The organism is Streptomyces sp. NPDC052301 (assembly GCF_044593395.1).
Classification (GTDB): domain Bacteria; phylum Actinomycetota; class Actinomycetes; order Streptomycetales; family Streptomycetaceae; genus Streptomyces.
In genome coordinates this window covers 357521-378727 of sequence record NZ_JBIUBE010000008.1, presented here as the reverse complement: position 1 = coordinate 378727, position 21207 = coordinate 357521, and the positions used below count along the sequence as shown (strand labels likewise).

Sequence of the window (21207 nt, the reverse complement as noted above, 5' to 3'; positions counted from 1 at the left end):
ACGTCACTTGGCGGCAGCGGCAGGAACGTCCTCGCCGAGCAGCTTGCCGTCGCTCGTCTCGAACTGCTTCTTGAACTCCGCCACGGCGTCGTCGATCGCCTGGATCGTGTCGTTCGACATCTTCGCGCCCTCCTTGATGGAGGTCATCAGGCCCTGGTGCTTCCGGTGCAGGAAGTCGATCAGTTCCTTCTCGAAGCGGCGGATGTCGGCGACCGGGACGTCGTCCATACGGCCGTTGGTGCCGGCCCAGACGGAGACGACCTGGTCCTCGGTGGCCATCGGCTGGTACTGGTTCTGCTTCAGCAGCTCGACCATGCGCGAACCGCGCTCCAGCTGGGCCTTCGAGGCCGCGTCCAGGTCGGAACCGAAGGCGGCGAACGCCTCCAGCTCACGGAACTGGGCGAGGTCGACACGGAGGCGGCCGGAGACCTGGCGCATCGCCTTGTGCTGCGCGGAACCACCGACTCGGGAGACGGAGATGCCGACGTTCAGCGCGGGGCGCTGACCGGCGTTGAACAGGTCCGACTCCAGGAAGCACTGGCCGTCGGTGATGGAGATGACGTTGGTCGGGATGAACGCCGAGACGTCGTTGGCCTTGGTCTCGACGATCGGCAGACCGGTCATCGAACCGGCACCCATGTCGTCGGAGAGCTTGGCGCAGCGCTCCAGCAGGCGGGAGTGCAGGTAGAAGACGTCACCCGGGTAGGCCTCACGGCCCGGCGGACGGCGCAGCAGCAGCGACACGGCGCGGTAGGCGTCGGCCTGCTTCGACAGGTCGTCGAAGATGATGAGGACGTGCTTGCCCTCGTACATCCACTGCTGACCGATGGCCGAACCGGTGTACGGCGCCAGGTACTTGAAGCCGGCCGGGTCGGACGCCGGGGCGGCGACGATGGTCGTGTACTCCAGCGCGCCGTTCTCCTCCAGCGCACGGCGCACGCCGGCGATGGTGGAGCCCTTCTGGCCGATGGCGACGTAGATGCAGCGGACCTGCTTCTTCGGGTCGCCCGAGCGCCAGTTGTCACGCTGGTTGATGATCGTGTCGACGGCCAGGGCGGTCTTGCCGGTCTGACGGTCACCGATGATCAGCTGACGCTGACCACGGCCGATCGGCGTCATCGCGTCGACGGCCTTGTAGCCGGTCTCCATCGGCTCGTGCACCGACTTGCGCTGCATGACCGTGGGTGCCTGCAGCTCCAGCGCACGGCGGCCGGACGTCTCGATCTCGCCGAGGCCGTCGATCGGGTTGCCGAGCGGGTCGACGACACGGCCGAGGTAGCCCTCGCCGACCGCGACGGAGAGGACCTCGCCGGTACGGGTGACCGGCTGACCCTCCTCGATGCCGCTGAACTCACCGAGGACGATGGCACCGATCTCGCGCTCCTCGAGGTTGAGGGCGAGGCCGAGGGTGCCGTCCTCGAACTTCAGCAGTTCGTTGGCCATGGCCGAGGGAAGACCCTCGACCTTCGCGATGCCGTCGCCGGCAAGGGTGACCGTACCGACCTCCTCGCGCGAGGCCGCGTCCGGCTTGTACGACTGGACGAAGTTCTCCAGCGCGTCCCGGATCTCCTCCGGCCGGATCGTGAGCTCCGCCATCTGGGTTCCCTGCTCTCCTTGTTGGGCCCGAAGTTTCACTTTGGGGGTCTGGGGGCGACCCCCAGGATTCTTCTGCACGGCCCAACCAGGGCCGTCGTGAGTACTACTGCTGTTCTCGAATACCGAGCGTCGCTCAGCTCGCCATGCGGCGGGCGGCCTCGTCCAGCCGGTCCGCGAGGGAGCCGTTGATGACCTCGTCACCGACCTGCACCCGGATCCCGCCGATCACGTCGGGGTCCACGTCCAGGTTGAGGTGCATCCGGCGGCCGTAGAGCTTCGCCAGGGCGTCGCCCAGGCGCTGCTTCTGCGGGTCGCTCAGCGGCACCGCGGAGGTGACGATCGCCACCAGCCGGTCCCGGCGCTCGGCGGCGAGCTTGGACAGGGACTCCAGTCCCGCTTCCAGGCTACGTCCCCGCGGCGCGGTCACGAGGCGCGCGACCAGACGCTCGGTGGCGGGCTTGGCGCGGCCGCCCAGCAGCCGGTGCAGCAGCTCGGTCTTGGCCTGGCCGCCGGCGGTGCGGTCGGTCAGCGCGGCGCGCAGCTCGGTGCTCGAGGAGACGATCCGGCCGAACCGGAACAGCTCGTCCTCGACCTCGTCGAGGGTGCCCCGCTTCTCGGCGGCGGTGAGGTCGGCGATGTCGGCCAGCTGCTCCAGCGCGTCGACCAGGTCGCGCGGCTGGGACCAGCGGGCGCGGGCCATCCCGGACACCAGGTCGGCGGTCGGGCCGTTGACCTGGCCACCGATCAGACGCTGGACCAGCTGCGCCTTGGCCTCCCCGGGCTGCGCCGGGTCGGTGAGAACCCGGCGCAGGCCGGCCTCGCGGTCGAGCAGCGCGGTGACGGCCGCCAGCTCGTCGGCGAGCGATGCGGCGTCGGCGGACGTGGTGTCCGTCAGCGCGTCGAGACGCTCCCGTGCGGCTGCCAGGGCCTCGCGGCTCGCTCCGTTCATCGCGTGGCCTCGGCCTTCTCCTCGAGCTCGTCGAGGAAGCGGTCGATCACACGGCTCTGGCGGGCGTGGTCCTCGAGGGACTCGCCGACGAGCTTGCCGGCCAGGTCGGTGGCGAGCTTGCCGACGTCCTGACGCAGCGAGGACGCGGCGGCCTTGCGGTCGGCGTCGATCTGCGAGTGACCGGCGGCGACGATCTCCTCGCGCTGCCGCTGGCCCTCGGCCCGCATCTCGGCGATGAGCGCGGCACCCTGCTCCTGCGCCTCCTGGCGCAGGCGCGCGGCCTCGTGCCGGGCCTCGGCGAGCTGAGCCTTGTACTGCTCAAGGACGCTCTGGGCCTCGACCTTCATGGCCTCGGCCTCTTCGATACCGCCTTCGATCGCCCCGCGGCGCTCCTCCAGAACCTTGTTGATGTTCGGAAGCAGCTTCTTCCAGAAGAAGAAGAACACGATGGCGAAGGCGATGAAGCCGATGAGCAGCTCGGGACCAGCGGGGACGAGCGGGTTCTGCTCCGTCTCCGTGGCCGCCAGCTGTGCCAGGTTGGCGATCACATCAGTGCCTTTCGTCGATTCGTGTCAGGTAAGGGCTGATTACTTACCGAACACGAACGGCATAACGATGCCGATGAGGGCGAGCGCCTCACAGAAGGCGAAGCCCAGGATCTGGTTGGCGCGGATCAGACCGGCGGCCTCGGGCTGGCGGGCCAGGGCCTGGGTGCCGTTACCGAAGATGTAGCCGACGCCGATGCCGGGGCCGATCGCAGCGAGGCCGTAGCCGATCGAGCCGACGGAGCCGTGGACACCAGCGGTAGCGGCGAGGGTCTCAAGAGCGGACATGCCGGTTCTTCCTTCTCTTTACTGGACCGGTGGGGGTTGGCCACCGGACGTCTGGGATTGGCGGGGGTGGTACGACTCAGTGGTGCTCGGCGAGAGCGCCCTGAACGTAGGAGCAGGCCAGCAGGACGAAGACGTACGCCTGGACGGCCTGGACGAAGAGCTCGAAGAGGATCATGGCGATCGTCATCACGAAGGAGACGCCAGCGCCGACGATCAGCCAGCTGTTCAGCAGGTACCAGGAGGCGACGGTGAACATGACCAGCATCAGGTGGCCGGCGAACATGTTGGCGAAGAGTCGCACCGCGTGCGTGAACGGGCGGACCAGCAGGTTCGAGAAGAACTCGATGACCATGACCAGCGGCAGAACGGCGCCGAGCGACTTGTCGTAGCCCGTGACGTTCTTGAAGAAGCCGATGAAACCGTGCTTCTTGAAGGTCAGCACGACCCAGGTGATGTAGACGATCGCGGCGAGCACGGCCGGGAAGGCGATGACCGAGGACACCGGGAACTGGGCCAGCGGGATCACGGACCAGACGTTCATGATCCAGACGAAGAAGAACAGCGAGACCATGAGCGGGACGTACTTCTCGCCCTCGCGCTTGCCGAGGGTCTCGTACACGATGCCGCGGCGCACGAAGTCGTAGCCGGCCTCGCCGACCATCTGCAGCTTGCCGGGGACGACCTTGGCCTTGCCGAAGGCGGCCCAGAAGAAGGCGACGATCAGCACGGTGGTGACGAGCGCGAGCAGCATCACCTTGTTGAACTCGAAGCCCCCGACCGTGGCGAGCGGCTTGAACAGGAAGGAGTTCAGGCCCGGGGCCGGGAAGCCGCACCCGTTGTCGGACATGACCCGACAACTCCAGTCAAAGGCGAGCTGGGTCTGGTCAGCACTCACCACGGGCTCCTTCGGCGTGACGCATGGGTACGGCAACCTCGTTGTGTCGGCGCGGCGCACGGCCGCGGATCGGCACCGGACTGGTGTTACGGATGTGGGGGCGGCTGAGGGGCATCGAGCCTCGCGATTGAGCAGGCGTCAGCTCAGATGCCCGCGCCCGCGATGCCGCAGTTGGCACCGGACGATAGCAGGAGATCTCACAAGCCTTTATCCCGCCCCTACCCCTCACGACTTCCGCCCTGTCTTCTCGGGCTTCTCGCTCTTCTCGGAGTCCGGATCGATGTAGAAGATCTTGGCCTTCATGTGCGCGCGAGCCTGCGCGGCCATCCACACCACGGTCGCGACGACGAGCGACACGGCGAACGTCTTCGGGTTGAAGAGAGAGGTGTCCTTGAAAACAGCGAGGAAGATCAGGAGGAGCAGCAACTGGGCGACGTACAGCATCAGCCCCATCGCCTGAAACAGCTGCGGGAGCGTTTTTGCCGTCCACTGCAGCACGTAGAGGCCGATTCCCATGAACAGGATGGCCAGCACCGTGCCGACAGCCGCGCCGAGCGCACCCCGACCCCCCGCGACCGCGGCGCTCACGGCGACGGCGATCACGCCTGCAGCCGCTGTGGGTACAGCTGTCTGCAGAAGGTTCCGGGCGTCATTGGACGGCATGGCGGCAACTCCGCTTTCACAGGGGGCAGGGTGTCGTCATGGACGAGCGTAGTCCCGGGCTGAGTGATCGAGACCTCACACCGTTGGACCGTCGTACTGCGGTCCTTCGGCTCTATCCGGGTTCTCGTGAACCGTATCACAAACTATTTGATGAGGTCTTTACCTGGTAGGTGTGCTTGCTGTCACACATGAGAGTGACAGTGCGCGTCTGTGCAAAAACCGCGCCCACTTGTCTGATATTGGGGTGCTTTCTTCCCCCACGAGTTGGCAATGCTCTAGTCAGATTCTTACCTTGTGGGGGTCAGCCCCGGTCAAGGAAACGCGAACGAGCGCCGAGCGCCGTCGCCCCGTTGACGCCCGGGGCACCGGCCGGGACGGGGGCCCGCTCCTCAAGTGCCTCGGCGGCCGGGCACTCCCGCACGCCGGCGTCCGCGGTCTCCGGTTCGACCGCCGCACCGCGCCGCCTGCGGTACCGGGGCGGCACGAAGTGCTGCGCCCAGACCGGTACGCGCGGCGTGAAGCGCGGGAGCAGCAGCAGGACCAGGCCGACCGCGCTGAGGAAGACGACGCCCAGCACGATCCACATGGACGCCGAGTTGACCGAGTAGGCCAGCGCACCGAACGCGATCAGGGCCGACCAGAAGTACATGATCAGCACGGCCCGGCTGTGCGAGTGGCCGATCTCCAGCAGGCGGTGGTGCAGGTGCCCGCGGTCGGCGGCGAACGGGGACTGGCCGCGCCAGGTACGGCGGACGATCGCCAGCACCAGGTCGGCGGCCGGCACCGCGATGATCGTCAGGGGCAGCAGCAGCGGGATGTAGACCGGCACCGTCTGGTGCACGGCCGCCTTCTCCGAGCCCGTGAACAGCGCGAGCGCGTCCGGGTCGAGCTGGCCGGTGATCGAGATCGCGCCCGCGGCGAGGACCAGGCCGATCAGCATCGAGCCCGAGTCGCCCATGAAGATCCGCGCGGGATGCATGTTGTGCGGCAGGAAGCCCAGGCACATGCCCATCAGGATCGCCGCGAACAGGGTGCCGGGCGCGGCGGCCTCGATGCCGTACGAGTACCAGATCCGGTAGGCGTAGAGGAAGAACGCGCCGGCCGCGATGCACACCATGCCGGCCGCGAGGCCGTCCAGGCCGTCGACGAAGTTCACCGCGTTGATCGTGATGACGACGAGCGCCACCGTCAGCAGCGTGCCCTGCCACTGCGTCAGCGCCACGTTGCCGACGCCGGGGATGGGCAGCCACAGGATCGTCAGCCCCTGCATGACCATGACGCCCGCGGCGATCATCTGGCCGCCCAGCTTGATCAGCGCGTCGATCTCGAACTTGTCGTCCAGGACGCCGATCAGCCAGATCAGGGCGGCGCCGGAGAGCAGCGCCCGCGGCTCGTTCGACTTCTCGAAGACCTCGTTGAGGTTGGTCAGGTGGTCCGCGACCAGCAGGCCCGCGCACAGCCCGAAGAACATGGCGATACCGCCGAGGCGCGGAGTCGGTTCCCGGTGCACGTCACGTGCCCGGATCTCCGGCATCGCCCCGGCCACGATCGCGAACTTCCGCACCGGCCCCGTCAGCAGGTACGTCACCGCGGCCGTGATGCAGAGCGTCAGCAGGTATTCACGCACGGGCTTCCCCACAGGTCTCGCTGGCCATCACAGCCCCACACCCTAGCGATGCACGCATATGGATGGGGACTTCCGGGTAGCGACGATGGTTGCACGCGTGGCTGTGGGCCATGGCGCACATCGGGGTGTACGGTCCACCGCCTACCCCGGTTCAGCCTGGATACGGCGGAAAATCACCGACCAGTGCGCGCACCTCCTCCCGTGCCGCGGCCGGCTCCCGCACGCCGCGCAGCACGCCCGCCAGCAGTGCCGCGATCCGCACCATCTCCGGCTCGCCCATGCCCTGCGTGGTCACCGCGGCCGTCCCCAGGCGCAGCCCGCGGCCGTCCCCGTGCGGCAGCGCGCAGCAGTCCAGCACCAGGCCCGCCGCGAGGAGCCGGCCGCGCGCGGTGCGGCCCTCCACGCCGAGCGGGGCCGGGTCGGCGGTGATCAGGTGGGTGTCGGTGCCGCCGGTGGTGACGGCGAGGCCCTCGGCGGCCAGGTGACCGGCGAGCACCCGCGCGTTGGCGACCACCTGATGGGCGTACGCGGCGAACGCCGGTGTCGCCGCCTCGCCGAACGCGACGGCCTTGGCGGCGATGGTGTGCATCTGGGCGCCGCCCTGCGTGAAGGGGAACACCGCCCGGTCGACGCGCTCGGCCAGCTCGTCACCGCACAGGATCATCCCGCCGCGCGGGCCGCGCAGCACCTTGTGGGTGGTCGCGCACACGATGTCCGCCCACGGCACCGGGTTCGGCGCCGCTCCCCCGGCGACCAGCCCGATGGGGTGCGCGGCGTCGGCGATCAGATACGCCCCGACCTCGTCGGCGACCTCACGGAAGAAGGCGTAGTCGATGTGCCGTGGATAGGCGATCGAACCGCACACGATCGCCTTCGGCCGGTGGTTGCGGGCCAGGTGCCGCACCTGGTCGTGATCGATGAGCCCGGTCTCCGCGTCCACCCCGTACCCCACGAAGTCGAACCAGCGGCCGGAGAAGTTCGCGGGCGAGCCGTGGGTGAGGTGGCCGCCGTAGGGCAGGCCGAGGGCGAGGACGGTGTCGCCGGGGCGCAGCAGGGCGGCGTAGGCGGCCAGGACGGCCGAGGAACCCGAGTGGGACTGCACGTTGGCGTGTGCGGCGCCGAACAGCTCCTTGGCGCGGTCGATCGCCGCGCGTTCGGCGACGTCGACGATCTCGCAGCCGCCGTGGTGCCGGGCGCCCGGATAGCCCTCGGCGTACTTGTTCGCGAGCGGCGAGCCGAGGGCGGCCAGCACGGCCGGCGAGCAGAAGTTCTCGGCGGCGATCAGCTGCAGCGTCGTGGACTGCCGGTCCAGCTCCCCGAGCAGGATCTCGGCCATCGCCGGGTCCTGCCGCCGCAGGACGTCGGTCTCGAGGGTGTGGGTGACCGACATGGCGGGCTCCCGGACGGTCGGTGGTGACGTAGGTCCAATGTAGGCCGGGGCCGCACCGGACGCGCGACCGCTGCGCCCACTTGTGCACCATATGGGCCTTCTGTTCTTTACCGGCCCTCTGCGCCTTACGCCCGGGTGTTCACACCGGTCAGCGCCGTCACCACCGGGTCCAGCGCCTGATGTATCTCGTCCCCGATCGACCGGAAGAACGTCAGCGGCGCCCCGTACGGGTCGTACACCTCGTCCGCCTCCGCCGTGGGCGCGAGCAGCCACCCGCGGAGAGCCGCCGCGGCGCGCACCAGCGCACGGGCCCGCGTGACCACACCGTCCTCCAGGGGCGGCAGCGTGGCGGGGTCTATGGCACGGACCAGGCGGGTGAACTCCTTCAGTGTGAAGGTGCGCAGGCCCGCCGAGTGCCCCATCGAGATCACCTGCGCCCGATGGTCCCGCGTCGCCGTCAGCACGAGGTCGGCCCGGATCACGTGCTCGTCGAGCAGTTCCCGGCCGAAGAAGCCGGAGGCGTCCGCGCCGAACTCGCCCAGCACGGTCTCCGCGTTGGCCTCCATGGGCGCGCCCTCGTGACCCCAGGTGCCCGCGCTCTCCACGATCAGCCCGCCGCCGAGCACGCCGAGGCGCTCCGCGACGAAATGCCGGGTCAGCCGCTCGGTGATGGGTGAGCGGCACACGTTGCCGGTGCTGACGTGGAGGATGCGGAAGGTGTCGCGCGGAAATCCGAAGGTGGTCGTCTCCTCCGTGACACGCTCCCCGATGCCTATGCCACGCCCCGCCTCAGGGGCCGTCAATTCGCCACCTCGAGGTCGGGTACGACCTTGCGCAGCTCCTCCGGGGAGATCGCGCCCTCGCGCAGCAGAACCGGCACCTCACGGCTGACGTCGACGATGGACGACGGCACGTTGCCCGGGGTGGGGCCGCCGTCGAGGTAGACGGAGACGGAGTCGGCGAGCATCTCCTGGGCGGCGTCGCAGTTCTCCGGCGCCGGGTGGCCGGTGAGGTTGGCGGAGGACACGGCCATCGGGCCGACCTCGGTGAGCAGCTCGATCGCGACCGGGTGCAGCGGCATCCGGACGGCCACCGTGCCCCGGGTGTCGCCGAGGTCCCACTGCAGCGACGGCTGGTGCTTGGCGACGATCGTCAGGGCGCCCGGCCAGAAGGCGTCGACGAGCTCCCAGGCCAGCTCGGAGAAGTCCGTGACCAGGCCGTGCAGCGTGTTCGGGGAGCCGATGAGGACAGGGGTGGGCATGTTGCGGCCCCGGCCCTTGGCGGCGAGCAGGTCGGCGACGGCCTCGGAGGAGAACGCGTCGGCGCCGATGCCGTACACCGTGTCGGTCGGCAGCACCACCAGCTCGCCCCGGCGGACGGCGGACGCGGCCTCGCGCAGACCCGTCACACGGTCGGTCGCGTCATTGGTGTCGTATCGCCGTGCCATGTCTAACGGGCCTCCTCGTACACGTACTGCGGGGATGAAGTCTCGGGGGTGGTCACGGCAGCGCCTTGCGGGCGGTCGCGAACCGGGGGCGGTTGTTGAGGTCGGGGTGGTCGGCCGCGTCGGCCCAGCCCCGCTCCTCGGTGAAGATCCACGGCACCTGGCCGCCCTGGGTGTCGGCGTGCTCGATCACGACGACCCCGCCGGGGCGCAGCAGACGGTGTGCGGTGCGCTCGATGCCCCGGATCAGGTCGAGGCCGTCCTCACCGGAGAACAGCGCCAGTTCGGGGTCGTAGTCGCGGGCCTCGGGGGCGACGTACTCCCACTCGGTCAGCGGGATGTACGGCGGGTTGGAGATGACCAGGTCGACCTGCCCGTCGAGGTCCGGGAAGGCGGTCAGGGCGTCGCCCTGACGCAGGTCGACCCTGGACCCGGCCATGTTCTTGCGGGTCCACACCAGGGCCTCCTCGGACAGCTCCACGGCGTGCACGCGCGAGCGCGGGACCTCCTGGGCGAGGGCGAGCGCGATCGCGCCGGAGCCGGTACACAGGTCGACGATGCACGGCTCGACCACGTCCATGGCGCGCACGGCGTCTATGGCCCAGCCGACCACGGACTCGGTCTCCGGCCGGGGCACGAAGACGCCCGGCCCGACCTGGAGCTCCAGGTAGCGGAAGTAGGCCCGCCCGGTGATGTGCTGCAGCGGCTCACGCTGCTCACGCCGGGCGATGACCTCCCAGTACCGGGCGTCGAAGTCCGCATCCTTCACGGAGTGCAGGGCGCCGCGCTTCACCCCGTGCACGAAGGCGGCCAGCTCCTCCGCGTCGGTGCGCGGCGAGGGCACGCCGGCGTCGGCCAGCCGCTGGGTGGCCTGGGCCACCTCCGCGAGCAGCAGGTTCACGCGAGTCCTCCGTGTCGTGCTCGTACTTCGTGCTCGTGAGTGCGTACGTGTCGTACGCGGCTCTCAGGCGGCCGCCAGCTTCGCCGCCGAGTCGGCGTCGACGCAGGCCTGGATCACCGCGTCGAGGTCGCCGTCCAGGACCTGGTCCAGGTTGTACGCCTTGAAGCCGACGCGGTGGTCGGAGATGCGGTTCTCCGGGAAGTTGTAGGTGCGGATCTTCTCGGAGCGGTCGACGGTGCGGACCTGGCTGCGGCGGGCGTCCGCGGCCTCCCGCTCCGCCTCCTCCTGAGCCGCCGCGAGCAGCCTGGAGCGCAGGATACGCATCGCCTGCTCCTTGTTCTGGAGCTGGCTCTTCTCGTTCTGGCAGGAGGCGACGACTCCGGTGGGAAGGTGCGTGATGCGCACGGCGGAGTCGGTGGTGTTCACGGACTGGCCGCCCGGGCCGGAGGACCGGTAGACGTCGATCCGCAGGTCGTTCGCGTTGATCTCGACGTCCACCTCCTCGGCCTCCGGGGTGACGAGCACACCGGCGGCGGAGGTGTGGATACGGCCCTGCGACTCGGTGGCCGGCACGCGCTGCACGCGGTGCACACCGCCCTCGTACTTCAGGCGCGCCCACACGCCCTGGCCCGGCTCGAGCTGCCCGCGGGCCTTCACCGCGACCTGCACGTCCTTGTAGCCGCCCAGCTCGGACTCGGTGGAGTCGATGATCTCGGTCTTCCAGCCGACGCGCTCGGCGTAGCGCAGGTACATGCGCAGCAGGTCGCCGGCGAACAGCGCGGACTCGTCGCCGCCCGCGCCCGCCTTGATCTCCAGAATGACGTCCTTGTCGTCACTCGGATCGCGCGGGACCAGCAGCAGGCGCAGCTTCTCGGTCAGCTCCTCGCGCTGCTTCTCCAGGTCCTTGACCTCGGCGGCGAAGTCGGGGTCGTCGGCGGCCAGCTCGCGCGCGGTGTCGATGTCGTCGCCGGTCTGCTTCCAGGAGCGGAACGTGGCGACGATCGGGGTCAGCTCGGCGTAGCGCTTGTTCAGCTTGCGCGCGTTCGCCTGGTCGGCGTGGACCGACGGGTCGGCGAGCTTCTGCTCCAGATCGGCGTGCTCGGCGACGAGTTCCTCGACGGCCTCGAACATCATTCGGCTCCTGTACTGCGATGAAGGGAAGGGCGGGCGACCAAAAACGCCGGTCCCGGCGCACGCCCGCGGTGGGCGTACGGCCGTGGACCGGCGAAATGGGGCTCGCTACTTCTTGGAGCCGGCAGCCTTGCCGAAGCGGGCCTCGAAGCGGGCCACACGGCCACCGGTGTCGAGGATCTTCTGCTTGCCCGTGTAGAACGGGTGGCACTCGGAGCAGACCTCGGCCCGGATGGTGCCGGACTCGATGGTGCTGCGGGTGGTGAACGACGCGCCGCAGGTGCAGCTGACCTGCGTCTCGACGTACGCGGGGTGGATGTCGCGCTTCAAGGTGTCTCCTAGGTTTCGGGAGGGCGCCGGGTCGCTGCCGCGGGGTGCGGGAACGTGAACCGGAGCCGACGTACCAGTCTGCCAGGACTGGGGCCATCCACCCAAACCGGGGGTGCGGTCGTTCTATTCCGCGGTCCCTCAGGGAGCGCTCACCACGCCCTTGGCCTCACCGGTCGCCGTGCCCTTCGTGGCCGACGCCGGGACCGGACGGTCGTTCTTCAGGGCGTCCCAGACCTGCTGCGCCTTGGACTTCTCCATCAGGACGCGGTTGGGATTCGACGGGTCGTACCGCACCGGCATGGTGACCATGCTCATGTGCTTCGCGCTGATGCCCTTGAGACCGTCCGCGAAGTCGATCAGGGAGTTCACCGAACCGATGTCGGAATCGGTGGTGACGGCCTTGGTGGCGGCGTCGGCGAGGTTGTACAGCTTCTTCGGGCTGCTGAGCACGCCGACGTGCTTGACCTGATCGATCAGCGCCTTGACGAAGGCCTGCTGGAGCTGGATGCGGCCCAGGTCGGAGCCGTCGCCGACACCGTGCCGGGTGCGGACCAGGCCGAGGGCCTGCTGCCCGTTCAGCGTGTGGGTGCCGGCCTCGAGGGTGAGATGGCTCTGCGGGTCGTCGATGTTCTTGGACGTGGTGACCGGGACGCCGCCGAGGTCGTCGATGAGCTTCTGGAAGCCCGCGAAGTCGACCTCGAGGTAGTGGTCCATGCGGATGCCGGTGAGGGACTCGACGGTCTTGACCGCGCAGGCCGCGCCGCCCGTGGAGTAGGCCTCGTTGAACATCACGCCGGTCTGCGCCGGGTGCGCGGTGCCCTTGGTGTCGGTGCAGGCGGGGCGGTCGATCAGGGTGTCCCGCGGGATGGAGACCACACTGGCCTTCTTGTGGCCCTCGTAGACGTGGACGATCATCGCGGTGTCGGAGCGGGCGCTGCCGTCGTCGGTGCCGCCGCCGAGCTTCCTGTTGCCGCCGGAGCGGGTGTCCGAGCCGAGGACCAGGATGTTCTCGGAGCCGTTGTCGACCTTCGAGGGCCGGTCGTTGCCGAGGGCCTGGTTGATGTCGATGCTCTTGAGGTTGCCGTTGAGCTTGAAGTAGACGTACCCGGCGCCGACGCCTCCCAGCACCACCACGCCCGCCGCCGTCCAGGCCGTGGCGAGCAGCGCCTTGCGGCTCGTACTGCGGGCCTTGCGGCGGCGCCCCCTGCCGCCGCGGCCGGTACCGGTCGCGTGCGGCTCGGATATCGCGGGCTCCGGCGTGCTCTGGGCGGACACAACGCTCCTAGGTCTCGTCGTCGGTCGGTTACCCCCTGCTTTCAGGGTCAGGCGCGGTCCTCACCGCTCCATCGTCACTCCATCGGGTCAGACGGAGAAACTCGGCACAGGGTTGCACAACGCAACGTGCCCACCGCGTGCTGCGGTGGGCACTGCGAGTAGTCGGTCACGCAGAAATGACCGCTGCTCACCTGCGTTTTCAGCCCCAGATGTCGTACGCCTGGAAACCGGTGCCGACCGAGACCCTTGTGGCAAAGATCTCGCTTGTGGCCTTTCCGGTGCCCTTGTACAGGTACAGGGTGCCGCCGGGGGTGCGGGCCAGGAAGTCGGCCTTGCCGTCGCCGCTCACGTCACCGACCGCATCGAAGGCGTTGTAGCCGGTCCAGCCGCTGCGCACCTTGATCCGCGCGGAGAAGGCGCCGGTGCCGGACTTCCCGGTGCCCTTGTACAGGTACAGGTCGTCGCTGCCGGACCTGCGGGCGAGCAGGTCGGCCTTGCCGTCCCCGGTGAAGTCGCCGTGTGCGCGCAGGCTGTTGTACTGGTTCCACCCTGTGCCGACCTGCGTCCGCGAGCCGAAGGTGCCGTTGCCCTTGCCCGGGTAGATCCACAAGGTGCCGCCGGAGTCGACGGACAGGATGTCGGGCACGTAGTCACCGGTGACATCGCCCGGGGCGACGATCCGGGTGCGCGTCTTCCAGCCGGTGAAGATCTTCGTGTCGGTCCAGGAGCCGCCGGTCCGCGTGCTGTTCAGCACGAAGTGCTCCCAGTACACGTCACCGGTGGAGCTGACCCGGTAGACCAGGTCCTGGAAGCCGTCCCGGTTCAGGTCGGTCTGCAGGACGACGTTGACGCCGCCCCAGTCGCCCCAGGAGACCCGGGAGCCGAAGGAGCTGCCGCCGGAGTCCTTCTCGTAGCCGGTCTTCGTGGAGGAGGCCCGCACGAACAGGTCGGCCTTGTTGTCGGCCTTGCTGTTGAACAGGCTCAGGTTGGTGTCGTCGAGCTGCGGGTAGACCGCGCCGACGTACGTGGTGACCTTGCTGAAGACGCTGTAGGCACCCTTCTCCACGCAGTCCTGCACGCCCCAGGAGACCACGCCGGCGATACGGCCGTTCACCACGAGCGGGCCGCCGGAGTCGCCGTTGCAGGCGGAGGTGGTGCCGCTGTCGCTGCCGGTGGCGGGGTTGCCCGCGCACACCATGTGGCCCTTGACGTAGTCGCTGCCGTAGTAGCCCGCGCAGGTGCTGTCCGACTGCAGGGGCAGCGTGGCCGTCTTCAGCGTCTGCGAGATGTTGTCGTTGGTGGAGCTGGTGCGGCCCCAGCCGTAGAGCTTGGCGCTGGTGCCGGAGGCGTAGGAGGCGGTGTCGCCGGAGGTGACCATGCGGATCGGCGTGGCCTTGACCGGGGCGGCCAGGGTGAGCACGGCGATGTCGTTGTCGATCGTCCTCGGGTTGTACGACGGGTTGTTCCACTGGCGCGAGACGGCGGTGGCCTGGCCGCCGTGCAGGTCCGTGGCGCCGGTCGAGTCGGTGGTGGGCAGCTGGTCGGTGCCGGTGACGACGGCGCCGTAGGCCTTCCAGTTGTAGCTCGTGCCGTCCTCGCCCTTCACGCAGTGCGCCGCGGTGAGGATCTTCGTCGGCGAGATGACCGAGCCGCCGCAGAAGAAGCTGTCGCTGCCGTTGTCGTACCAGAGCTGGGCCATCCAGGGCGCCGAGGAGATGGTGGTCTCGTTGCCACCGATGATCTTCGGCGAGACGGCGGAGGGGCTGCTGGACTTCGTCGGCGCGGAGTCTCCGGCGGCGTCCGCGATGCGCTTCTCCAGCGTGGCCTGGGAAGGCTGGCTGACGACGGGCTGCGCGGTGGGCTTCGGCTGCGCGGTGGCCGCACCGGCGGACGTCGTCACGAGCGCGGCGGCGACGGCCGCGGCGACACCGGCGGCGGCGAGGGGCAGGCCGACGCGTATCCGGCGTCTGTGCCGCCCGGGCAGGGGCTTGGGCAAGGGTGGTCCCCCTGGGAGAGATGAGAAGGAGGGGACGCGTGGTGCGTCCCACTCCCCTCAGCGCCAAAAGGCCGCCCCCCGTCACTTTCGTGACGGGGGGCGGCCCTGGCTTCCTTGACCTCAGTCTCCGTTGCCCGGAGTCGGCGTCGTCTTCTGAATCTGCATCAGGAACTCGACGTTCGACTTGGTCTGCTTCATCTTGTCCAGCAGCAGCTCGATCGCCTGCTGCTGGTCCAGTGCGTGCAGCACCCGGCGGAGCTTCCAGACGACGGCCAGCTCCTCGTTGCCGAGCAGGATCTCTTCCTTACGGGTACCGGACGCGTCCACGTCCACCGCCGGGAAGATGCGCTTGTCGGCGAGCTTGCGGTCGAGCTTGAGCTCCATGTTGCCCGTGCCCTTGAACTCCTCGAAGATCACCTCGTCCATGCGGGACCCGGTGTCCACGAGAGCCGTGGCCAGGATGGTCAGCGAACCGCCGTCCTCGATGTTGCGCGCCGCACCGAAGAACCGCTTCGGCGGGTACAGCGCGGTCGAGTCGACACCACCGGACAGGATGCGGCCGGAGGCCGGCGCCGCCAGGTTGTAGGCGCGGCCCAGACGCGTGATGGAGTCCAGCAGGACGACCACGTCGTGGCCCAGCTCGACGAGCCGCTTGGCGCGCTCGATGGCCAGCTCGGCGACCGTGGTGTGGTCCTCGGCCGGGCGGTCGAAGGTCGAGGAGATGACCTCGCCCTTGACCGACCGCTGCATGTCGGTGACCTCTTCCGGACGCTCGTCGACGAGGACGACCATCAGGTGGCACTCGGGGTTGTTGTGCGTGATCGCGTTGGCGATCGCCTGCATGATCATGGTCTTGCCGGTCTTCGGCGGGGCCACGATCAGACCACGCTGGCCCTTGCCGATCGGCGAGACCAGGTCGATGATGCGGGTGGTGAGCACGCCCGGGTCCGTCTCCAGGCGGAGGCGGTCCTGCGGGTAGAGCGGGGTCAGCTTGTTGAACTCCGGGCGGCCACGGCCGTGTTCGGGCGCCATGCCGTTGACGGAGTCGAGGCGGACCAGCGCGTTGAACTTCTCGCGGCGCTCGCCCTCCTTCGGCTGACGGACGGCACCGGTGATGTGGTCACCCTTGCGCAGGCCGTTCTTGCGGACCTGGGCGAGGGAGACGTACACGTCGTTCGGGCCCGGCAGGTAGCCGGAGGTCCGGATGAAGGCGTAGTTGTCGAGGATGTCCAGGATGCCCGCGACGGGGATCAGGACGTCGTCCTCGGCCAGCTGCGGCTCGGCGGCGATGTCGTCACGGCCACGGCGGCCACGGCGGTCGCGGTAGCGGCCGCGACGGCCACGACGGCCGCCCTCGAAGTCGTCGTCGTCCTGCGGGCCGGCGTTGCGGTCCTGACGGCCGCCGCCCTGCTGCTGGCCCTGCTGCTGGCGGTCCTGACGGCCGCCGCCCTGCTGGTCGTCGCCCTTGCCGCGGCGGTCACGGTCACGGTCACGGCCGCGCTCGCGGCGGTCGCGGCGGCCACGGCCCTCGCCGTCACCGGCGTCGCCCCGGGCGTCGCCCTGCTGCTGCGGCTGCTGGGCGGACTGGGCCGGGGTCTCGGCCTTCGGCTCGCTCTTCGCCTCGGCGGCGACGGTCTCGGCGCCGCCCGCGGAGGGGCTGCCGGCCTCGGCGGTGGCACGGCGGCGACGGCGCTCGGTCGGGGCGTCGTCGGAGGCCGGCTGGCCGGGGATCTCGATCTGCTGCTGGGCCACGGCCTTCTCGGCGGGAGCCTCGGACTTCGCCGCCGTCTTCTTCTCTGCGGCGTCATCGCCGGTGCGGGCCTTGGAGGTGGCCCGGCGCTTCGGCTTGGTCTCGGTGGCGTCCCCGGCGGGGGACGACGCTGCCTTGGGGGCGGCGCCCCCTGTGGCCTGCGCCTCCTTGATGACCTCGATCAGCTGGCTCTTGCGCATCCGCGCGGTGCCCCTGATGCCGAGGCCCGAGGCGACCTGCTGCAGCTCGGCCAGCACCATGCCCTCGAGGCCGGTACCGCGGCGCCGCCGGGAGCCGGCACCGGTGGCAGGCGCGGAGGCGTCCGTGGCGGGCGCGGCAGCGGTCTCCTCGACACGTGCGCCCATCAGATCGGTGGTGTCGCTCACGAAGGGTCCTTCCCTGGAGCGGACGTCGGCCTGTCTGGCTCGGCGACCGGTTGTGCTGTCCGGCTACGGTTCTTGTCTTCGGTGAACCGTGCCGGGGCGGTGGTCCGCCAAAGCGGCGGAAGAGATGTGCGGTGATGGCGCTTCCGCGAGCCGTGGCACCCAGTGTCACTTGGCGTGGTAGCACCTGTTCCGAAGCGTGCCCGGCGGCCCGCTCAATGCCCGCGTACGACGTACTGCCCAGGTACGGCGCAAGGGACACGGAGTGGCGCGGGAGGCTCCCGGAAGAATGTCTGTCCCGGACTGGGACACGAGGCACCTCGCCATGGTGGGGTCGGGTGCAGACTTGAGGTTAACACTACCGGATCCAACAAACATTCCCCCTCTCCAAATCCGGCAACCGTGTGTCAGGTCGCAAGCGGCAGCACGCTCGCTCCCTGCACGTCGAGGTCCAGCCGGTTGGCGGCCCAGCCCTCACCTGCGAGGTGAGAGACCTTGTCGGCGCTGTCGGCGTCGGCCAGGGCCATGACGGTGGGCCCGGCACCGGAGATCACGGCCGGGATCCCGTCGGCGCGCAGCCGCTCCACCAGTGCGGCGCTCTCCGGCATGGCCGGGGCGCGGTACTCCTGGTGCAGGCGGTCCTCGGTGGCGGGCAGCAGCAACTCGGGGCGCCGGGTGAGGGCCTCGACGAGCAGGGCTGCACGGCCCGCGTTGGTGGCGGCGTCGACGTGCGGCACGGTGCGCGGCAGCAGGCCGCGGGCGGTCTCGGTCAGGACCGGCTTCCCGGGCACGAAAACCACCGGAACGATGGAATCGTCCGGCTCCATCCTGATGGCCCGGGCGGCGCCGGCCTCCATCCAGGAGAGGGTGAAGCCGCCGAGCAGACAGGCGGCCACGTTGTCCGGGTGGCCCTCGATCTCGGTGGCCAGCTCCAGCAGCGCGGCGTCGTCGAGGCGGGCCTCGCCGCCTATGGTCACGGCGCGGGCGGCGACGATGCCGGCGCAGATGGCGGCGGAGGAGGAGCCGAGGCCGCGGCCGTGCGGGATGCGGTTGGCGCAGACGATCTCCAGGCCGCGGGGCTGCCCGCCCAGCAGGTCGAAGGCGGTGCGCAGGGAGCGGACCAGAAGGTGGCTCTCGTCACGCGGCAGGGTCTCGCTGCCCTCGCCCGCGATGTCGATGTGCAGCCCGGAGTCGGCCACCCGGACGACGACGTCGTCGTACAGCCCCAGCGCGAGACCCAGGGCGTCGAAGCCCGGGCCGAGATTGGCGCTGGTGGCGGGAACGCGCACCCGGACGGCGGCGGCGCGGAACGCTGGACCGGCCATCGCTCGTTGACTCTCCTTGAGCTGCGTGATTGTCGAAGACATTCGATACGTACGGGGAGACCCTCGGCCGCGCAGACGGCGCGGCGTCGCCCTTGATGCGCGGGCATATGCAGGGCGGGTTGGGTACAGCCTATCGAAGGAAGGTTCTGTGGCGACATAGGGCGCACAGGAGGCGCACGATGCGTGTCGTAAGCCCCCTGTGCACCCCTTGCGGGGATTACCCGGTCAGGCCAGCCCGAGGCGCTCGGCCGCGGTGGCCGCGTCGACCGGGACGGTGACCGGCTGCGGGGCGCCGGCGACGGCCCAGTCGGGGTCCTTCAGGCCGTTGCCGGTGACGGTGCACACGATGCGCTGGCCCGGGTCGACCTTGCCCTGCTCGGCGGCCTTGAGCAGACCGGCCACGGACGCCGCGGAGGCGGGCTCCACGAAGACACCCTCCTGCGCGGCCAACAGCCGGTACGCGCGCAGGATCTCACGGTCCGTCACCTCGTCGATGGCGCCGCCCGATTCGTCGCGCGCGGCGAGGGCGTACTGCCAGGAGGCGGGGTTGCCGATGCGGATCGCGGTGGCGATGGTCGAGGGGTCCTTGACGATCTCGCCGCGCACGATCGGGGCGCTGCCCGAGGCCTGGAAGCCCCACATGCGCGGGGTCCTCGTGGAGATGCCGTCGGCGGCGTACTCCTTGTAGCCCTTCCAGTAGGCGGTGATGTTGCCCGCGTTGCCGACCGGGAGGACGTGGATGTCGGGCGCGTCGCCGAGCATGTCCACGATCTCGAAGGCGGCCGTCTTCTGGCCCTCGATCCGCACCGGGTTCACCGAATTGACCAGCGCCACCGGGTAGTTCTCGCTCAGCGCCCGGGCGAGCGTGAGGCAGTCGTCGAAGTTGCCGTCGACCTGGAGGATCTTCGCGCCGTGCACGAGGGCCTGGCCCATCTTGCCGAGAGCGATCTTGCCCTGCGGCACGAGCACGGCGGAGACCATGCCGGCCCGGACGCCGTACGCCGCGGCGCTGGCAGAGGTGTTGCCGGTGGAGGCGCAGATGACGGCCTTCGCCCCCTCCTCCTTCGCCTTGCTGATGGCCATGGTCATGCCGCGGTCCTTGAAGGACCCCGTCGGGTTCGCGCCCTCGACCTTGAGGTGGACCTCGCAGCCGGTGCGCTCGGAGAGCACCTGCGCGGGCACGAGGGGCGTGCCGCCCTCACGGAGCGTCACGACCGGCGTGGTGTCGGAAACCGGCAGCCTGTCCCGGTACTCCTCGATGATTCCGCGCCACTGGTGAGTCATTGCTGGTTACTCTCCTTCAACCCGCATGATGCTGGCGACACCCCGCACGGTGTCGAGCTTGCGCAGTGCCTCGACGGTCCCGGTGAGGGAGGCGTCGGAGGCCCGGTGGGTGACGACGACGAGGGAGGCCTCGCCGTCCTTGCCCTGCTGACGGACGGTGTCGATGGACACCCCGTGCTCGGCGAACACGGTCGCCACCTGGGCGAGCACACCCGGCTTGTCCGCGACGTCGAGGCTGATGTGGTACCGCGTGACGACGTCGCCCATCGGGGAGACGGTCAGCGCGGCGTAGGCGGACTCGCCGGGTCCGGTCGAGCCGCCCAGACGGTTGCGACAGACGGCCACGATGTCGCCGAGGACGGCGGAGGCGGTCGGGGAGCCGCCGGCGCCGGGGCCGTAGAACATCAGCTGCCCGGCCGCGTCGGACTCCACGAAGACGGCGTTGTACGCGCCGCGCACGGAGGCGAGCGGGTGGGTCAGCGGAATCATCGCGGGGTGCACGCGCGCGGTGACGGACGCACCGTCCTTGGCGCGCTCGCAGATGGCGAGCAGCTTGATGGTGCAGCCCATCTCCTTCGCCGAGCGGAAGTCGGCGGAGGTGACCTCGGTCATGCCCTCGCGGTAGACGTCGTCGAGGCGCACGCGCGTGTGGAAGGCGATCCCGGCGAGGATGGCGGCCTTGGCGGCGGCGTCGAACCCCTCGACGTCAGCGGTCGGGTCGGCTTCCGCGTACCCGAGCGCGGTGGCCTCGTCGAGCGCCTCCTGGTAGCCGGCGCCCGTGGAGTCCATCTTGTCGAGGATGAAGTTGGTCGTCCCGTTGACGATGCCCAGCACCCGGTTGACCTTGTCCCCGGCGAGGGACTCGCGCAGCGGCCGGATCAGCGGGATGGCACCGGCGACGGCGGCCTCGTAGTAGAGGTCCTTGCCGTGCTCCCCGGCCGCGGCGTGCAGCGCGGCGCCGTCCTGCGCGAGCAGCGCCTTGTTGGCGGACACGACCGACGCCCCGTGCTCGAAGGCGGTGGTGATGAGGGTCCGGGCGGGCTCGATGCCCCCGATGACCTCGACCACGACGTCGATGTCGCCGCGTTTGACGAGGGCGGTGGCGTCGGTGGTGACGAGGCTCGGGTCGATGCCCTCACGCACCTTGCCCGGCCGCCGGACCGCGACCCCCGCGAGCTCCACGGGCGCCCCGATCCGGGCGGCGAGGTCGTCGGCGTGCGTCGTCATGATGCGCGCCACCTCTGAGCCGACCACTCCACAGCCCAGCAGCGCCACCTTCAGCGGACGCGTACGCATCATCCGACCTCGTTTCCTCATACCGTCTACGGTTGAACCAGTCTCACTCACCGGACGGGAGTTTCTACCCTTCGTCCGGATCGTGAGACGTCTATTTCATTTTGCCGGGACCGGAAGACCGAAGATCTTCCCGTCCCTT

Annotated in this window: 19 protein-coding genes; all 19 read right to left on the bottom strand. The window is 69.7% G+C overall.

Annotated features, from left to right (window positions below):
- Positions 1-3 precede the first annotated feature (3 nt).
- Complete coding sequence (gene atpA / locus ACIHEJ_RS24565) at positions 4-1596, bottom strand: F0F1 ATP synthase subunit alpha (RefSeq protein WP_400138741.1); 1593 nt, start codon at positions 1594-1596, stop codon at positions 4-6.
- Positions 1597-1729: 133 nt separating this feature from the next.
- A complete protein-coding gene (locus tag ACIHEJ_RS24560; protein WP_400138739.1) occupies positions 1730-2545 on the bottom strand; it encodes a F0F1 ATP synthase subunit delta in 816 nt (271 codons plus the stop codon).
- Positions 2542-3093, bottom strand: coding sequence for a F0F1 ATP synthase subunit B (locus ACIHEJ_RS24555; RefSeq protein ID WP_400138737.1), 552 nt, complete (start codon positions 3091-3093; stop codon positions 2542-2544). The genes ACIHEJ_RS24560 and ACIHEJ_RS24555 overlap by 4 nt, the downstream gene beginning before the upstream one ends.
- Before the next feature lie 39 nt (positions 3094-3132).
- Positions 3133-3378, bottom strand: coding sequence for an ATP synthase F0 subunit C (gene atpE / locus ACIHEJ_RS24550; RefSeq protein WP_400138736.1), 246 nt, complete (start codon positions 3376-3378; stop codon positions 3133-3135).
- Between the two features lie 76 nt (positions 3379-3454).
- A complete protein-coding gene (gene atpB / locus ACIHEJ_RS24545) occupies positions 3455-4225 on the bottom strand; it encodes a F0F1 ATP synthase subunit A (protein WP_400138734.1) in 771 nt (256 codons plus the stop codon).
- Positions 4226-4498: 273 nt separating this feature from the next.
- The gene (locus ACIHEJ_RS24540) at positions 4499-4936 is read right to left on the bottom strand and encodes a hypothetical protein (protein WP_400138732.1); all 438 of its coding nucleotides are present in this window, start codon (positions 4934-4936) and stop codon (positions 4499-4501) included.
- Positions 4937-5237: 301 nt separating this feature from the next.
- Positions 5238-6563 carry an MraY family glycosyltransferase gene (locus tag ACIHEJ_RS24535; protein WP_400138730.1) on the bottom strand — a complete coding sequence of 442 codons (1326 nt, stop codon included), beginning with the start codon at positions 6561-6563 and terminating at the stop codon, positions 5238-5240.
- Positions 6564-6714: 151 nt separating this feature from the next.
- Positions 6715-7953: a serine hydroxymethyltransferase gene (glyA, locus tag ACIHEJ_RS24530; protein ID WP_400138728.1), complete on the bottom strand. Its 1239-nt coding sequence runs from the start codon at positions 7951-7953 to the stop codon at positions 6715-6717.
- Positions 7954-8078: 125 nt separating this feature from the next.
- Positions 8079-8756, bottom strand: a complete 678-nt coding sequence (locus ACIHEJ_RS24525; protein ID WP_400138726.1) for a protein-tyrosine-phosphatase — start codon at positions 8754-8756, stop codon at positions 8079-8081.
- A complete protein-coding gene (locus ACIHEJ_RS24520) occupies positions 8753-9400 on the bottom strand; it encodes an L-threonylcarbamoyladenylate synthase (protein ID WP_366013921.1) in 648 nt (215 codons plus the stop codon). Before ACIHEJ_RS24520 ends, ACIHEJ_RS24525 begins: the two co-directional genes overlap by 4 nt.
- A 52-nt stretch (positions 9401-9452) precedes the next feature.
- Complete coding sequence (gene prmC / locus ACIHEJ_RS24515) at positions 9453-10298, bottom strand: peptide chain release factor N(5)-glutamine methyltransferase (RefSeq protein ID WP_400138723.1); 846 nt, start codon at positions 10296-10298, stop codon at positions 9453-9455.
- A gap of 63 nt (positions 10299-10361) precedes the next feature.
- Positions 10362-11429 carry a peptide chain release factor 1 gene (gene prfA, locus ACIHEJ_RS24510; RefSeq protein WP_400138722.1) on the bottom strand — a complete coding sequence of 356 codons (1068 nt, stop codon included), beginning with the start codon at positions 11427-11429 and terminating at the stop codon, positions 10362-10364.
- Between the two features lie 108 nt (positions 11430-11537).
- Positions 11538-11759, bottom strand: coding sequence for a 50S ribosomal protein L31 (gene rpmE, locus ACIHEJ_RS24505; RefSeq protein WP_030740744.1), 222 nt, complete (start codon positions 11757-11759; stop codon positions 11538-11540).
- Positions 11760-11897: 138 nt separating this feature from the next.
- Entirely contained in the window at positions 11898-13034 is a 1137-nt protein-coding gene (locus ACIHEJ_RS24500) for an LCP family protein (protein WP_400138720.1), read from the bottom strand.
- A gap of 199 nt (positions 13035-13233) precedes the next feature.
- Positions 13234-14994 (bottom strand): trypsin-like serine protease, encoded by a 1761-nt coding sequence (locus tag ACIHEJ_RS24495; protein WP_400138878.1) that lies wholly within the window; start codon positions 14992-14994, stop codon positions 13234-13236.
- 156 nt (positions 14995-15150) lie between these two features.
- On the bottom strand, positions 15151-17166 hold the full coding sequence (rho, locus tag ACIHEJ_RS24490; RefSeq protein WP_400138718.1) for a transcription termination factor Rho: 2016 nt from the start codon (positions 17164-17166) through the stop codon (positions 15151-15153).
- A 404-nt stretch (positions 17167-17570) separates the two neighbouring features.
- Positions 17571-18488, bottom strand: a complete 918-nt coding sequence (gene thrB, locus ACIHEJ_RS24485) for a homoserine kinase (protein WP_400138716.1) — start codon at positions 18486-18488, stop codon at positions 17571-17573.
- 225 nt (positions 18489-18713) lie between these two features.
- Positions 18714-19772, bottom strand: a complete 1059-nt coding sequence (gene thrC, locus ACIHEJ_RS24480) for a threonine synthase (protein WP_400138714.1) — start codon at positions 19770-19772, stop codon at positions 18714-18716.
- A 6-nt stretch (positions 19773-19778) separates the two neighbouring features.
- Positions 19779-21071: a homoserine dehydrogenase gene (locus tag ACIHEJ_RS24475; protein WP_400138712.1), complete on the bottom strand. Its 1293-nt coding sequence runs from the start codon at positions 21069-21071 to the stop codon at positions 19779-19781.
- Positions 21072-21207 lie beyond the last annotated feature (136 nt).